The organism is Candidatus Accumulibacter phosphatis (genome assembly GCF_012939955.1).
GTDB classification, from domain to species: domain Bacteria; phylum Pseudomonadota; class Gammaproteobacteria; order Burkholderiales; family Rhodocyclaceae; genus Accumulibacter; species Accumulibacter delftensis.
The window spans coordinates 1-14,020 of the sequence record NZ_SPMY01000023.1; the positions used below are offsets into that span (position 1 = coordinate 1).

The following is a 14,020-nucleotide window of genomic DNA, read 5'->3' on the forward strand; positions in this document are numbered from 1 at the left end:
TTCCTGGGGATGCTAGGAAGCTGTTCGATGCGACGACACAGCACCGGCCAGTCCTCCTGCTTGATGGCGAAATTACGCCCGAGATTCAGCAGGGTGATCTGACGGACCTTGCCTGCGACGCGTTCGCCCCGCACCAGCCGAAAGGTGAAGTAGCCCTCGCCGGTGACCTTGTTGTTCGTTCGTGTCTGTCGGATATACATGCCCACGATCGTACAAGAAATGCAAGGGGAAAAACTAGGCTTGAAAAACTATTATGGCACAACATTGCGCCTCAGAAATGCGGCCTATTGAGAATCAATGACTTACAATCGCCGCAGCCCGGAAAAGGCCGCAATATGACAAAGAGTTGTTAAAGAGGGGTTAACCTCAGAGGTCATTCACCTCGCCGCGTCGATCCGCGCGAACGACCGGCAGCATCGTGGGGGAGTCGTCGAACCGGTCACGAAAAGACACGAATCCACCGTGAACGTCCGGAACGGTTCGTATAAACCACCGCTCAGACCTTTCTACCCACCGACAGCCCGCGAGAGATCGGCGACGTCCAAGCGGTATTGGGAGAGCATTGATCGTCGAACTGGCGTCAACTCGGGTAGCTGAAGAGACGATGGAACGTCTCCAGAAAAAACTGGCTTCCCCAGGCTGCTGCATCACCGTCGCAGGCCGTCGGCAAAGAGAATTTCTTGATTGACTTCGGCCATGGCGGTTAAGGATACTTCCGGACGTGACTTTGGCGTACGCTTTGTCAGGTCATCATTCAACCAACGGTCAAGGGGCCATGAACATGCCAGAGGAAAACGGGTCGTCGCTTCACGACGATCATCTTTCGGAGAAACACGACGACCCATTGATACGGGGATTGCATCGAGTCATCCGTCAAGCGATTCGCTTGCTGGCCGTCCTGATGACGATGGTAATCCTGTGGTGCGTTGCCGATGTGGTGCTGGAGCTCTACAAGGGGTTGTCAAGCCCGCCGGTGCTGCTTCTTGACCTCAACGATATTTTCGTCGTCTTTGCGGCCTTTCTGGCAGTGCTGATCGCCATCGAAATCCTGGTCAATATCACCCTCTATCTACGCGACGACGTCATCCACGTCCAGCTTGTCGTAGCGACTGCACTGATGGCCATCGCCCGTAAGGTGATCGTGCTTGACCTGAGCACCTTGCAGGCCGAATATCTCTACGGCATGGCAGCTATCCTGCTGGCGCTCGGTGTTACCTACTGGCTGGTTTCTTCGCAGCCCAAGAAGTGAGAGCACGGGGGCAAGTGCTTCGCGACGGCTAACGGACGGTCGCGGATGGTGCCGACTTACTGGATGCGGGCGGACATCGCGCAGGTGTTTTACCGGTTGCGCAGGCACAGGCGCCACTCGCCAGACCACCGCAACTGCCACGCGGTGGCGGACCGCCGAAGAACATGCCGAGTGAAAGCCCCAGTCCGGCCAGTACAATCACGGCCAGCGTCGCGGCCATGATCGGCCAAAAGGTATTGAGAAGCGTCATGTTGCTCCCTTGCGGCGCCTGTGGCGCTGCTCAGCCACCGAAATCGTCGAGCAGGATGCTTTCGCGTGCGACGCCGAGATCGGTCAGCATCCTTGTCACCGCACTGTTCATCATCGGCGGACCACAAAGGTAGTACTCGCAGTCCTCCGGCGCCGGATGGTTGTTCAGGTAATCGTCGAGCAAGACTTGATGGATGAAGCCAGTGCGGCCCTGCCAATGGTCGCTCGGCAGCGGATCCGATAGCGCCAGGTGCCAAGTGAAATTGCTGTTGTCGCGGCTCAATTGCTCGAACTCCTCGACGTAGAATGCTTCGCGCAGGGACCGTGCGCCATACCAGAAGGCGATTCGGCGCTTGCTCCCTCGGCGCTTGAGCAGGTCGAAAATGTGCGAGCGTAGCGGTGCCATGCCGGCACCGCCGCCGATGTAGATCATCTCGGCGTCGGTCTCGCGGGCGTGGAATTCTCCGAAGGGGCCGTAGAGCGTCACCCTATCGCCGGGTTTGCGGCCGAATACCCAGGACGACATCTTGCCCGGCGGAATGTCGTTTCTGCCGGGCGGTGGCGTGGCGATACGGATGTTGAATTTGATTAGGCGCTTAAGCGGGTGTTGACGCAAACATGTTGGTGTTAATGTAGGTGCCAGGACCAACGGTGATGTGCAGGGTGTCGAAGGTGCTGCGCAACTGGCGCTGGAGATTTTCGTAGTGCTGGTCAAGGGCCTGGATGTTCTTGGGTGGGGGTCCCAGGTGTGGTTTGCCGGCGCCGGCGAGAACGGGTTTGATGACTTTCTCGCGCAGGATGAGCCAGCCAGCCAGAATGCTGATGCCCGTCGGATGGGGCCGGTAGCGGCGCGTTGTGGCGATGCGCTCGATGAGTTTCTTGCCACGGAACTTCATGAGATCGTAGGCGGCCTGACGCCCGGTGTAGCCGTCGCGGGCGACTTCAGGCAGCGAAGGACGCACTGCGTCAGCAAGCTCTTGTACCGTGAACCCGTCGGGATTGGGCGCGAGATGCAGGACGGCTTCGGCGACAGAGCGCATGCGCGGCTTTTGTAGATCGACGCCGGACAAGCGGCGATTGCCGCGCTCGGTCGGTTCGATGAGGGAGTCGAGCACGCCATCGGGAAGGAAGCTGACATGTGCGGCCTGCATGGCGTTGAGAAAGTCGATCGCCATGTGCTGGAGCTTGGCCAGCATGATCGAGAGTTTCTCCAGCGAACGCCCGCAGCGCAGTTCCTTGATGTTGTGGGCGATGGCCTCGGCGCGCAGCACGCGCGCTCCCTTGTCGTAGAGCTTGAGGGTCAGCGCTCCGAAATGTACCTTGAAGACCGTCAGGTCGTAGGCAGACTGATCCACGATACGAGCCACGCCGTGGCTTCTGTCGGTACGCCAGCGGGGTCTTTGTTTGCGGCCGAATAGCGTGCGCAGGACCGGCACGTCGAGCAGACGCCGGGTACGATCGATCAAGCCCTGGAAGATCGCATCCAGGGTGTTGCCACGAACGAACAAGAGATTGCGACTGTACTCGATCTGATAGACCGAGTAGCGGTACCGAAAGCGGCTGCGCTCTTGCTCCTCGATCGTCAGAGCGAAGCACAGGCAGCTCGAGTACACCCAACGGTCACAGACCTCGGCCAGTCGCCCTATGGCGTGCTCATCGCACAAGGTATCTGCGAGCTGATCCAAAGCCTGGAACGAACCCCCGACGAAGCAGTTACCCTCCTTCTCCAAGGAGATGGTCTGCGCGCGGGCTTGCCGTTCGACCCATTCGTGACCGTTGAGCATGATTTGGACACCGAAAGGCGGATGTCCACTCATTTTGATGGTGAGGTGACCCCACTCGGGGTCGATCAGGTGAAAGTGGTAATGATTGACGTAGGGCCAGGGCTTCTTGCGCTCCAGGTGGGGCGAACCGTTCTTGCAGGTCGTCACCTCCCAGACCAGGGCAGGTGCCTTGGCGACGAGGATCAGGAACAGGCCGCGAAACTGCGGATCCGCGGGTAGGTATTTCTCGGCCAACTCGTGCTTGCGCAGATCGGGAGGGCAATGGATCAGGGGAATGTCGTGCTCCTTGGCCCAGGCATGAACCCGACGGCTGAAGCGCCCGGCCATCTGCATCAGGTGATCCGCATCCAGGGTCGCGTCCGATCCGGTGAGCGCTCGCCACCAGGTACGGAAAGCGCCCCCTTGCTGGCCGAGGGGAAAGTAGCCATTGAGCACGATGCGATCGATGCAGTCATAACGACCTTCAAGGAGCTCTTCGTAATACGCGGACAAGTCATCGGCTTGTTTCATCGCAAGAACCTCGGTGGGCACCGGAAAATCCCGTCATCCTTTGACAGGCGCGGCGCGAACGGGATTCTTTTCTTTCGCCCGGCGAGGCGTGACCCTCTGTTTGCCCGGAACCACCCCTGAGTGTGGCACCCCTCGCACGGTCTGCGTACCATCACGAATACCCATCCCATGGCGTCAGGACCGCACCATTCCGACAACTCAGTTCGCGGCTGTTCTCCGCAGGAGAACCTCTTTTCCCAAGCGCAGTCTTGGGAAAAGCCTAGCCCCTTCTCTTGCGGATAGTTGGCCATCGAATAGGCGCGTATCGTCGATTCGCCTACGTGCGAAACATAGCGCCAGAGATCCAGGCGATCCCAGTCTTCGCGGTATTCCGGGGCGACATCGATGTCGGCGTAGCGTTGCTCGTGCGGGGGGCATTCGAGCTGCATGTAGCTGCCGGCGCGAAAGCTCACCGCCTCGCCGTCGGGCATGGCCAGGGTCAGTTCCTTGATGAAGGTGGCTACGTTGTCGTTGGCGATCACCCGACAGTCCCAGCGCCGAACACCGAAGACCGACTCCGGAACTCGGATGCTCATATCCTGGCGAACGGGCAACTGGCACGAGAGACGCCAGCCCTCGCGTTCCTGCCGACGAGTGAAATGCCCGCGCTCGGTCGGCGTCATGTCTCCGCCACCGGCCTCGACCAGGCATTTGCACTGGGCACAGGTGCCACCGCCGCCACAGGCCGACGAGAGGAAGAGATTCTGGCTGGCCAGCGTCTGCAAGAGCTTGCCGCCGACCGGGACGAGCAAGGTACGCTGGCCATTGACCTCCAGCCGCACGTCGCCGCTGGGGACCAGTCGCTGCCGTGCCAGCAGGATGACCGCCACCAGAAGGAGCACGGTGCCGGTGAAGACAGTGATGGCCAGCGTGATTTCGGCAAGCATGGAGGGCAGTCCTCAAAGCTTGATGCCGGCAAAGGACATGAAGCCCAGCGACATCAATCCAATGGTGATGAAAGTAATGCCGAGACCAGAGAGACCGGCGGGCGGATCGCTGTACTTGAGCTTTTCGCGAATACCGGCGAGCAGTGCGATGGCCAGCGCCCAGGAAAACCCCGAAGCGAGTCCATAGACCGCGCTCTCGGCAAAATCGTAATCGCGCTCGACCATGAATAGCGTGCCGCCGAGGATTGCGCAATTGACGGTGATCAGCGGCAGGAAAACGCCGAGCGCGTTGTAGAGTGCCGGCACATAGCGGTCGAGCAGCATTTCGAGGATTTGTACCAATGCGGCGATGACGCCGATGTAGGTCAGCAGGCCGAGGAAGGCAAGATCGCTTTCGGGCAGGCCAACCCAGGCCAGGGCGCCTTCGCGGAGCACGTGCGTGTAGATCAGGTTGTTAACCGGCACAGTGATCGTCTGGACGAGCATCACTGCGATCCCGAGTCCGATTGCCGTCTCGACCTTCTTCGAGATGGCTATGAAGGTGCACATGCCGAGAAAGAAGGCCAGCGCCATGTTTTCGACGAAAACCGCGCGGACAAAGAGAGCCAGTAGATGTTCCATCTCAGCGGACCCTGGAATTGCTGTTCGGGAGGCTCATGGTTCTTGCTCGCGCACCTGTGGTGCCATACGGAAGGCCGGCGATTCGACCTGCTCCGGCTTCCAGCTGCGCAGTGCCCAGATAAACAAACCGATCAGGAAAAAGGCGGAGGGTGGCAAAAGGAGCAGGCCGTTCGGCAAATACCAGCCACCGTCGGCGACGGTAGGCAGTACCCGGTAACCGATCAGCGTGCCGCTGCCAAAGAGCTCGCGGGTGATACCCAGGGCAATGAGTAGCGCGCTGTAACCCAGCCCGTTGCCGATGCCATCCAGGAAAGACGGCCATGGCGGGTTCTGCATGGCAAAGGCTTCGGCGCGGCCCATGACGATGCAGTTGGTGATGATCAGCCCGACGAACACGGACAGCTGCTTGGCCAACTCGAAGGCGACCGCACGCAGTACCTGATCGACGACGATGACCAGAGAGGCAATGATGACCACCTGCACGATCATGCGGATAGCCCCGGGGATCTGGTGGCGGAGCAGCGAGATGAAGAGGTTCGAGAAGGCGGTCACCAGCGTCAGGGCCACGGACATGACGAGCGCCGTCTTGAGGTTCGCCGTCACCGCCAGCGCCGAGCAAATGCCGAGGATCTGCAAGGCAATTGGGTTGTTGTCGAAGACCGGGGCGAAAAGTACGGTGAGCGCACGCGGTTTCGTTGCCGAAGTGCCGGTATTCACGATTCAACTCCCTCTTGTCGCAGACGTTTCAGATAGGGGCCGTAGCCCTGCGGACCGAGCCAGAAGCGAATCATGTTGTTGACGCCATTGCTGGTAAGCGTCGCGCCAGCCAGCGCGTCGACGCGCCATCTCGAGTCCTGGTTATCGCTACCGGCCTTGCCGACGCGCAGCTTCAGCTGCCCGTCGCTATCGAACAGGTGCTTGCCTGGCCAAAGCGCCTTCCAGCGCGGGTTGTCGACTTCTCCGCCCAAGCCCGGCGTTTCAGCGTGCTGATAAAAACGCAGCCCGAGGACGGTATTGAGGTCGGCGTCGACGGCGAGAAAGCCGTACAGGGTCGACCACAGGCCATAGCCGCGCACGGGCAGGATCAGCGCCTCGACGCGCTCGCCCTTCATCAGCTTATAGACCACTGCGTAGCGCTCGCGCCGCTGGATGCCGGCGATGTCCTCGCTACGCGACAGTGCTCGTGAGAGCGCCGGATCGGTGGCGGCGCGGGCGCCCTCCCAGGTCAGTGGGTCGAAATTGTCGTGGCCTGGTGGGGAAGCGATGTAGGCGCCGGTGTTCAGATCGACGAGGCGCGGCGTGATGCGTTCGCGAAAGCGTTCGCCGACCTCGGTGGCCGACAGCGCACGATCGTGCAGACCGACGATCGCCAGCAGGTGACGCTCGCGGTCGACGCGGCGATTTTCCAGCTGCATCGACTTCAAGCCCACCGCCGTCCCGGCGACGACCATTGAACAAACCAGGCTGACCAGCAGCGCGATGCGCAGAACGGCGAGCGGCGTTTCCCTAAGGGCAGGCATCACGTTGCTCCCGGCGACGAATGTTGGCGCGCACGACGGCGTAGTCGATCAGCGGCGCACACAGGTTGGCGAACAGGATGGCGAGCATGATTCCCTCCGGAAAGGCGGGATTGACGACCCGTATCAGGACCGCCATCACGCCGATCAGGGCACCGAAGATCCACTTGCCGGCGTTGGTCATGGCTGCGGAAACCGGGTCCGTGGCCATGAAGAACATGCCGAAAGCGAAGCCGCCAATCACCAGATGCCAGTACCAGGGCATGGCGAACATCGGGTTGTCGGACGAGCCAACAAGGTTGAGCAGCGAACTCATCGCCACCATGCCCAGGAAGACACCGAGCACGATGCGCCACGATGCAACGCCGCTGGCGACGAGCAGGCCACCGCCCACGAGAATCAGCAGCGTGCTGGTTTCGCCGATTGAACCGGGAATGACCCCGAGGAAGGCAGCCGACCAGCTGTAGCCAGCTGCACCGATGCCGTCGGCACCGGACTGCGCGGCGATGGCCAGTGGCGTGGCGCCGGTGTAAGCATCGATCACCGTCCACACCGCGTCGCCGGACGACTGTGCCGGGTAGGCGAAGTACAGAAAGGCGCGCCCGGTGAGCGCCGGATTGAGGAAGTTCTTGCCGGTACCGCCGAAGACCTCTTTTCCGATGACTACGCCGAAGCTGATGCCCAGCGCCACCTGCCAGAGTGGGATCGACGGCGGTAGGGTCAGCGCGAAGAGCACCGAGGTGACGAAGAAACCCTCGTTGACCTCGTGCCGGCGGATGCTCGCAAAGAGCACCTCCCAGAAGCCGCCGACAATAAAAGTGACTGCGTAGATCGGGAGAAAGCACGCCGCACCGTAGACCAGATTGTCCCATGCCGACGACGGGTCGAAGCCGGCCATCAGTCCGATCAGCGACAGCCGCCACCCGTCTTGCGCCGATAGCAGCGCTGGCTGTGCCGCCAGGATTTGGTTGGCCTGGAAACCGATGTTCCACATACCGAAGAAAAGTGCCGGCAGGGTGCACGCCCAGGTCATGATCATGATGCGCTTGAGGTCGATGCCGTCGCGCACGTGGGCCGTGGTGCGGGTCACCGAAGCCGGCCGGTAGAAGAAGGTATCGACGGCCTCGTAGAGCGCGTACCACTTTTCGTGGCGCGCGCCGGGCGCGACATGTGGTTCGATGCGGTCGAGCAGTTCGCGCAGTCCCATCACTCAGCCCTCCTTGGCGATACGCGTCAGCACATCACGCAGGATGGGACCGTATTCATACTTGCCAGGGCAGACGTAGGTGCACAAGGCGAGGTCCTCTTCGTCGAGTTCCAGGCAGCCGAGACTCTGTGCCATTTCCGTATCGCCGACGATCAGCGCGCGCAGCAGTTGCGTGGGCAGGATGTCCAGCGGCATGACCGCCTCGTAACTGCCGACCGGCACCATTGCCCGTGGACTGCCCTGGGTACTCGTGGTCAAGGCCAGCGGGCGACGGCCAAACAGGCTGGAGGTGAACACGCGCAGTGCCGAATGCTTGTTCACCCCGGCTCGCAGATAGTGCATGAACTCGCGGTCGTCGCCCTCCGGCAGCACGCTGACCTGCAGATGCAGGCCGCCGAGGAAGGTGTTCGGCGCACTGACCGTGCGCCCACCGAGCAGTGAACCCGAGACGATGCGCTGGCGACCGGGGTGGAGCGAGCCGGCCGTCAGCGCCAGCAGGTCGGCGCCGGGTAGGGTACGCAACAGGCGTGGTGAAACGACCCCTGGTCCGGCCAGCGAGACGATTCGTTCGTACCACGGGCGACCGCTGGCAAACAGGCGGCCAATGGCAATGCAGCTCTGGTAATGCAGATGCCAGACCGTGCGCGTGGCACTTGCCGGATCGAGATAATGGATGTGGGTTCCAGGCAGCCCTGCCGGATGTGGGCCAGCAAAAGCCGCGCAGTGCACATTGGTGAGTCCGGCCGCGGCGTCGGCGGCTGGCGAACGCCCATCGCCAGCCGCCGGAACGGCGACGAAAACCCGTGCCAGCCGCGACAAGGCGATGATGCCGCGGCGGAAATCGTCGGCATATGCGGCAATGATCAATGCCGGATCGGCTGCCAGCGGGTGTGTGTCGAGCGCGGTCACGAAGATGGAACGTGGCGTCGCGTCTGCCGCCGGCAACAGGCTGTAGGGGCGCGTCCGCAGGGCTGTCCATAGCCCCGAGGTCAAGAGCTGAGCGCGCACGACCGTCGCATCGAGCACGGCCAGTTCGGCGTCTTCGCGCGCTGGTCCCAACGCCGGACCCTCGCTTGCGCGGGCATCGGTTTCCAGCACCAAGGCCTGAAAGACACGTTGTGCGCCGCGCCAGATCTCCGCTACGGTGGCCGCGCATGGTGCGGTGAACACCACTCCCGGGCGATCCTTGCCCGAGAACAGCACCTGCCCGGCTTCGACCCGCTCACCCTCGCGAACGGCAAGGGAAGGTCGAAGGCCGTGGCAATCGGCACCAAGCAAAGCCACTGCAGGCGGAAAGAAAACAGCACCGGGGATTTGCTGCGCTGGCTCGCCCGCGACAGGTATTTCCAGTCCTCGCCGAATTTTCGTGATCGCTTGATCGAAGCCGTGACCGGCGTCTTTCTTGCCCATTGTGCTGTTCAGTCAATCAGGCTTCAGCCACCTGAGCCGGCGCTGGAACGAGCGGCGACAAGTGCTTCGCCTCGCGTACCTCGATGTGTGTCACCCGCTGCAGCTCGAGCCCCCAGCGACTCATGGCCTGCGATATCAGAATGGCTTCTCCGGAGTTGAGGCTGCCGTCCGCATTGACGATGTCGACGATCGCGGTCAAGGCCTTCTTTTGCAGTTCAGGCGACTGAATGTCATCCAGCAGGTGATCAACCAACTGTAAATCGAGCTCGATCTGTCCGATATTCGGCGCGCGGGCAGTTTGCATGAGGTCATTACAGAATTCATGTATTACTCGCTCAAGGGTTTCGGCGGGGAGGCCGAGATTCTCGCGCAGTTCGTGTTTTTCGAGTGCCGCGACTTCGCTGTGGTCGAGCGCGCCGTCAGCGAGCAGGGCCAGGGCGACGATCCGTGCCATGGCTTCCGCACTATCGATGGGATAATTCCGCATTCTTTTCTCCTTGTTGGAACGGTCAAAGGGTTTTTTTTTTGGCCGGTAAAAGACTTCTCGGCCAGAACAAAGTTCCGTTGTGCATGACAGCGACTTGCGCCACTGCACAAGCGGTCACGGCTGGCTGGCGTAGCGTCAAATGGTCATGAAAGCCTCCGGGCGATTGAGAAAAACCTCACTGGAGCTTCAACCAGATCTCGTTGCGGCGCAGGAACCACGGCATGAAAGGAGGGTTGTAGCGCGCCAGGACAGGCTCTCCGAGCCAGCCCACGTTTGCCGTACGCAAGACGGTTTCGAGTTCGGCGAGGTGCTCATCGTAATTGGCCTGGGTCCAGAAGCCCGAGTAGCGAATCACCGCGACGGTGCTTGCTGGCACTTCGCGCAGTTGCACCCGCGCATCGTCCGGTTCTGGCGCCAGGTCGAGCGTCACCTCGCTGGGCAATACGAACTGTACGCGATAGCCACCCGGGGCAGCGGCCTGGGTCACCGGTGCGGTCATTTCGAGTCGCATAGGCTCTGGTGCCTGGGTCACCGGTGCGGTCATGGCGAACTTCGTCGAGCCCTTGTTCTTGCCGAAGATATAGCCGGCAAGGATGGGGAACGCTTCACTGCCTGCGTCTTCGGCCGGCGTGTTGATGATCACCTCCGCTACAACATACGGCGCGTAGCGCCGGATCTCTATTTCGCCGATCTTTCGCTCGACTTCATAAGAGGGTTCCTCGATGGCGCTCGACAGGCTCGGTACGGCTGCGATGGCCAGGGAAAGCAAGAGCTTGCGCATGGTAGTCAGTCCAGCAGGGGTAGCGACCGGGCGCCGAGCGGCTGACCCGGAACACGCCCGCGTTGATTGTTGATAGGTCCGCATCGCCTCGCAGCTCATCGCAGCGGTCGCGCAGACCGCGACAGACCATGGCTTCGGCGCCGGTAGGCCTTCTCCAGTTCCATCGCCAGATAGATCGTCAGTCCGACAGCAATGATCGGTAACCAGTCGAAAGCCGCAATCGGCGCGGTGTGGAACAGGCGGTTGAACAGTGGCAGGTAGGTGAATGCGAGCTGGGCGAGCATCATGGTGCTGATGCCGGCCCAGATCCACGGGTTGCTCAGCAAGCCGAGGTGGAACATCGACCAGCGCAGCGAGCGGCAGTTGAGCAGGTAGAAGGACTGCCCGACGGCAAACACGTTGACCGCGATGGTGCGCGCCTGATCTTCACTGGCGCCGCGGAGCAGGGACCACTCGAACAGCCCGAAGGCGCCGACCAGAAGCATCACGCCGACCATCGCGATACGCAGCGCCAGTTCGCCATTCAGGATCGGCGAGCCGGGAGCGCGCGGCGGACGGCTCATGAGATGCGGTTCCTTCGGCTCGAAGGCCAGTGCCAGCCCGAGGAAGACCGCCGTAGTCATGTTGATCCACAGCGCCTGCACGGGCAGGACCGGCAGCGGTTGGGCGAGCAGCACGGCGACGACGATTACCAGTCCCTGGCCGGCGTTGGTCGCCAGGATCCAGGTGATGAACTTGGTCAGATTGTCGAAGACCCCTCGTCCTTCTTCGACGGCGGCGGCGATGGTGGCGAAGTTGTCGTCGGTGAGCACCATGTCCGCGGCTTCCTTGGCCACCTCCGTGCCGGTGATTCCCATCGCCACGCCGATGTTTGCCCGACGCAGGGCGGGTGCGTCATTGACCCCGTCGCCGGTCATCGCCACCACCTCGCCGCGCGTTTGCAGCGCCTGCACGAGGCGCAGCTTCTGCTCGGGAGTGACGCGCGCGAACACCGCCGTATCGTTCGCCGCAGCGGTCAATTCGCTGTCGGAGAGGGTCGCCAGTTGGGTGCCGGTCAGCGCCGCCGGAGCAGTGCCCGGAGTGGCGCGCTGATCGAGGCCAATCTGGCCGGCGATGGCGGCTGCGGTGACTGCATGGTCGCCGGTGATCATCTTGACGCGAATGCCGGCGTCGCGACACGCAGCGACTGCCCTGATCGCTTCCTCGCGTGGCGGGTCGATCATTCCCTGCAGGCCGACGAAGGTCATTTCCTCGGCCAGGTCCGGATGGTCGAGCGTCTCCTGATCCTTGCTCGCCGGCCGCTGGGCGAAAGCGAGCACGCGCAGCCCGGCCGCGGCCATTGCCTCCACCTGTGCGAGCACCACCTCGGGCTCGAGCGGCACCGTCTGTGCCCCGCCGTCCAGCGCGCCGTTGCAGCGCGCCAGCACGCTCTCCACCGAGCCCTTCATGTAAATCATTCGCGACCCGCCGGCGTGCAGGCTGGCCATGTACTGATGCTGCGATTCGAACGGCACTGCATCGAGGCGAGGCGCGCCGGCCAGGGCCTCCTGGGTATCCAGGCCGGCCTTGCGCGCCGCTACCAGCAGCGCACCCTCGGTGGGGTCGCCCTCGACCTGCCAGTGGCCATCCTTTTCACGTAGCAGCGAGTCGTTGCAGAGCAGGCCGGCGCGTAGCAGCGCCAGCAGGGCGGGATGATTGCCGGGTTCGACGGCCAGCCCGTTCTGCTGCAGGCTGCCTTCAGGGCCGTAGCCCACGCCGCTCAGGTCGAATTGAGCGCCCCCCGCAAACAGCTTCTGTACGGTCATCTCGTTGCGTGTCAGGGTGCCGGTCTTGTCCGAACAGATCACGGTCGTGCTGCCCAGTGTCTCAACCGCGGGCAGGCGGCGGATGATCGCGTGCCGTTGCGCCATGCGCCCGACGCCGATGGCCAGGGTGATGGTGAGCACCGCCGGCAGACCCTCCGGGATCATCGCCACCGCCAGTGCGACGGTCGCCATGAACATCGCTACCCAGGATTCCCCATGCATGAGTCCGACCACGAAGGTCAAGGCTGCCAGGGCGAGGATGACGTAGAGCAGGTAGTGGCTGAAGCGCCCGACCTGTCGCGTCAGCGGCGTATCGAGCTGCTGCGTGCCGGCAATCAGACCCGAGATGTTGCCGATCTCGGTGTCGTCGCCAATGGCGGTCACCACTCCGGTCGCCGTGCCGTAGGTCACCAATGTCGACGTGTAGGCCATGTTGCGGCGATCGGCAAGCGCCGTGTCGTTCGCCAGTTCGCCAGCCTGCTTGGCGACCGGCACCGATTCGCCGGTCAGAGCGGACTCGTCGACCTGCAGGTCGCGGACCTGCAACAGGCGCAGGTCTGCCGGAACCTTGTCGCCGGAAACCAGCATGACCAGATCGCCCGGAACGAGGTCGCGAGCGTTGATCCGCTGTTTGTTCCCGGCGCGCAGGACCGTAGCCTCGGTGGTCAGCGCGCGCGAAAGCGCTGCAAGGGCGTTCAAGGCCTTGTTTTCCTGAGCGAAGCCAAGAACTGCGTTGAGCAGGACCACGGCGAAGATCACAGCCGCATCGACATAACCGCCCAGAGCCAGCTTGACCACGATCGCAGCCACCAAAATGTACACCAGCGCCTGGTTGAACTGTTGGAGAAAGCGCTGCAGAGGGCTCTTGCCCTTGGCTGGGGTCAGGGCGTTGGCGCCGAATCGTTCCTGGCGCCCGGCGACTTCGAATTGATCGAGCCCGCCTTCGCCACTGGTATCGAGCAGGTCGATCACCTCGCTTGCCGGCAGATGGTGCCAGTGTTTCTCCAAGAGGTCTTGCACTGCTTTTACTCCTGTACGATTGGTTTTGCAGTCGCGCGTACGAGCTGAGCTCCTGGAAGCACAGCCACGCACAGGATGCGCCCATGATTGGAAGTAGGATTTTTTTATTTTATATGTCTAGGACAAAGAATAGACAAAAAGTTCAGAAGTCGCAAGTGAAGGCGGTTTTTGGTGCTGGTCGAGCGCTTGAAGGCTCGACAGGCATCGGAATGGAACTTCAGGACGCATGCTCGCTTTGCGTCACCAGATCAAGCAGGCGCGAACGATGCCTTGTGCGCCGCTTCGCGCTCGGCGCTATCAAATGCCAGGCTGCTGGAGTGAAGACGACAAGCCAAAACTGGGAACCCGGATCAGGGGGGGCGCCGCTATGGCGACAATTCACGTAGCAGTTGGCCGGCTCGCTCATTCGCCGACCCAGGTCAGCAAGGCTGCCCAAGCTTTCTCCCGCGGCTTG

11 protein-coding genes and 2 pseudogenes are annotated in these 14,020 nt (G+C 62.1%); 1 reads left to right on the forward strand and 12 read right to left on the reverse strand.

Translation table 11 applies throughout. The annotated features are described in order from the left end of the window. Positions 1–200, reverse strand: a pseudogene (locus tag E4Q23_RS08650) (IS1634 family transposase); the annotation flags it as partial. A gap of 575 nt (positions 201–775) precedes the next feature. On the opposite strand from E4Q23_RS08650, the gene E4Q23_RS08655 reads away from it, so the two are divergent. Then, positions 776–1,249: a phosphate-starvation-inducible PsiE family protein gene (locus E4Q23_RS08655; RefSeq protein ID WP_423753329.1), complete on the forward strand. Its 474-nt coding sequence runs from the start codon at positions 776–778 to the stop codon at positions 1,247–1,249. A gap of 280 nt (positions 1,250–1,529) precedes the next feature. Here E4Q23_RS08655 and nqrF (E4Q23_RS08660) read toward each other — a convergent pair whose 3' ends face one another. The 11 genes and pseudogenes from nqrF (E4Q23_RS08660) to E4Q23_RS08710 form a co-directional block, all read right to left on the reverse strand. Then, a complete protein-coding gene (gene nqrF, locus E4Q23_RS08660; protein ID WP_423753330.1) occupies positions 1,530–2,213 on the reverse strand; it encodes an NADH:ubiquinone reductase (Na(+)-transporting) subunit F in 684 nt (227 codons plus the stop codon). Then, positions 2,095–3,792, reverse strand: coding sequence for a hypothetical protein (locus tag E4Q23_RS08665; RefSeq protein ID WP_169066271.1), 1,698 nt, complete (start codon positions 3,790–3,792; stop codon positions 2,095–2,097). Before E4Q23_RS08665 ends, nqrF (E4Q23_RS08660) begins: the two co-directional genes overlap by 119 nt. A gap of 260 nt (positions 3,793–4,052) precedes the next feature. After that, positions 4,053–4,718: pseudogene (gene nqrF / locus E4Q23_RS08670) on the reverse strand (NADH:ubiquinone reductase (Na(+)-transporting) subunit F); the annotation flags it as partial. A 12-nt stretch (positions 4,719–4,730) separates the two neighbouring features. After that, a complete protein-coding gene (nqrE, locus tag E4Q23_RS08675) occupies positions 4,731–5,339 on the reverse strand; it encodes an NADH:ubiquinone reductase (Na(+)-transporting) subunit E (RefSeq protein ID WP_169066272.1) in 609 nt (202 codons plus the stop codon). A 33-nt stretch (positions 5,340–5,372) separates the two neighbouring features. Then, entirely contained in the window at positions 5,373–6,056 is a 684-nt protein-coding gene (locus tag E4Q23_RS08680) for an NADH:ubiquinone reductase (Na(+)-transporting) subunit D (protein ID WP_169066273.1), read from the reverse strand. Beyond that, positions 6,053–6,859, reverse strand: a complete 807-nt coding sequence (locus tag E4Q23_RS08685; RefSeq protein ID WP_169066274.1) for a Na(+)-translocating NADH-quinone reductase subunit C — start codon at positions 6,857–6,859, stop codon at positions 6,053–6,055. The genes E4Q23_RS08680 and E4Q23_RS08685 overlap by 4 nt, the downstream gene beginning before the upstream one ends. Further along, positions 6,846–8,063: an NADH:ubiquinone reductase (Na(+)-transporting) subunit B gene (locus tag E4Q23_RS08690; RefSeq protein ID WP_169066311.1), complete on the reverse strand. Its 1,218-nt coding sequence runs from the start codon at positions 8,061–8,063 to the stop codon at positions 6,846–6,848. The genes E4Q23_RS08685 and E4Q23_RS08690 overlap by 14 nt, the downstream gene beginning before the upstream one ends. A gap of 3 nt (positions 8,064–8,066) precedes the next feature. Then, positions 8,067–9,434, reverse strand: coding sequence for a Na(+)-translocating NADH-quinone reductase subunit A (locus tag E4Q23_RS08695; RefSeq protein ID WP_169066312.1), 1,368 nt, complete (start codon positions 9,432–9,434; stop codon positions 8,067–8,069). 55 nt (positions 9,435–9,489) lie between these two features. Then, a complete protein-coding gene (locus E4Q23_RS08700) occupies positions 9,490–10,068 on the reverse strand; it encodes a TerB family tellurite resistance protein (protein ID WP_336511640.1) in 579 nt (192 codons plus the stop codon). A 67-nt stretch (positions 10,069–10,135) separates the two neighbouring features. Continuing rightward, the gene (locus E4Q23_RS08705) at positions 10,136–10,741 is read right to left on the reverse strand and encodes an SOUL family heme-binding protein (protein WP_169066275.1); all 606 of its coding nucleotides are present in this window, start codon (positions 10,739–10,741) and stop codon (positions 10,136–10,138) included. Between the two features lie 95 nt (positions 10,742–10,836). Beyond that, positions 10,837–13,566: a cation-transporting P-type ATPase gene (locus E4Q23_RS08710; protein WP_169066276.1), complete on the reverse strand. Its 2,730-nt coding sequence runs from the start codon at positions 13,564–13,566 to the stop codon at positions 10,837–10,839. Between the last annotated feature and the right edge of the window lie 454 nt (positions 13,567–14,020).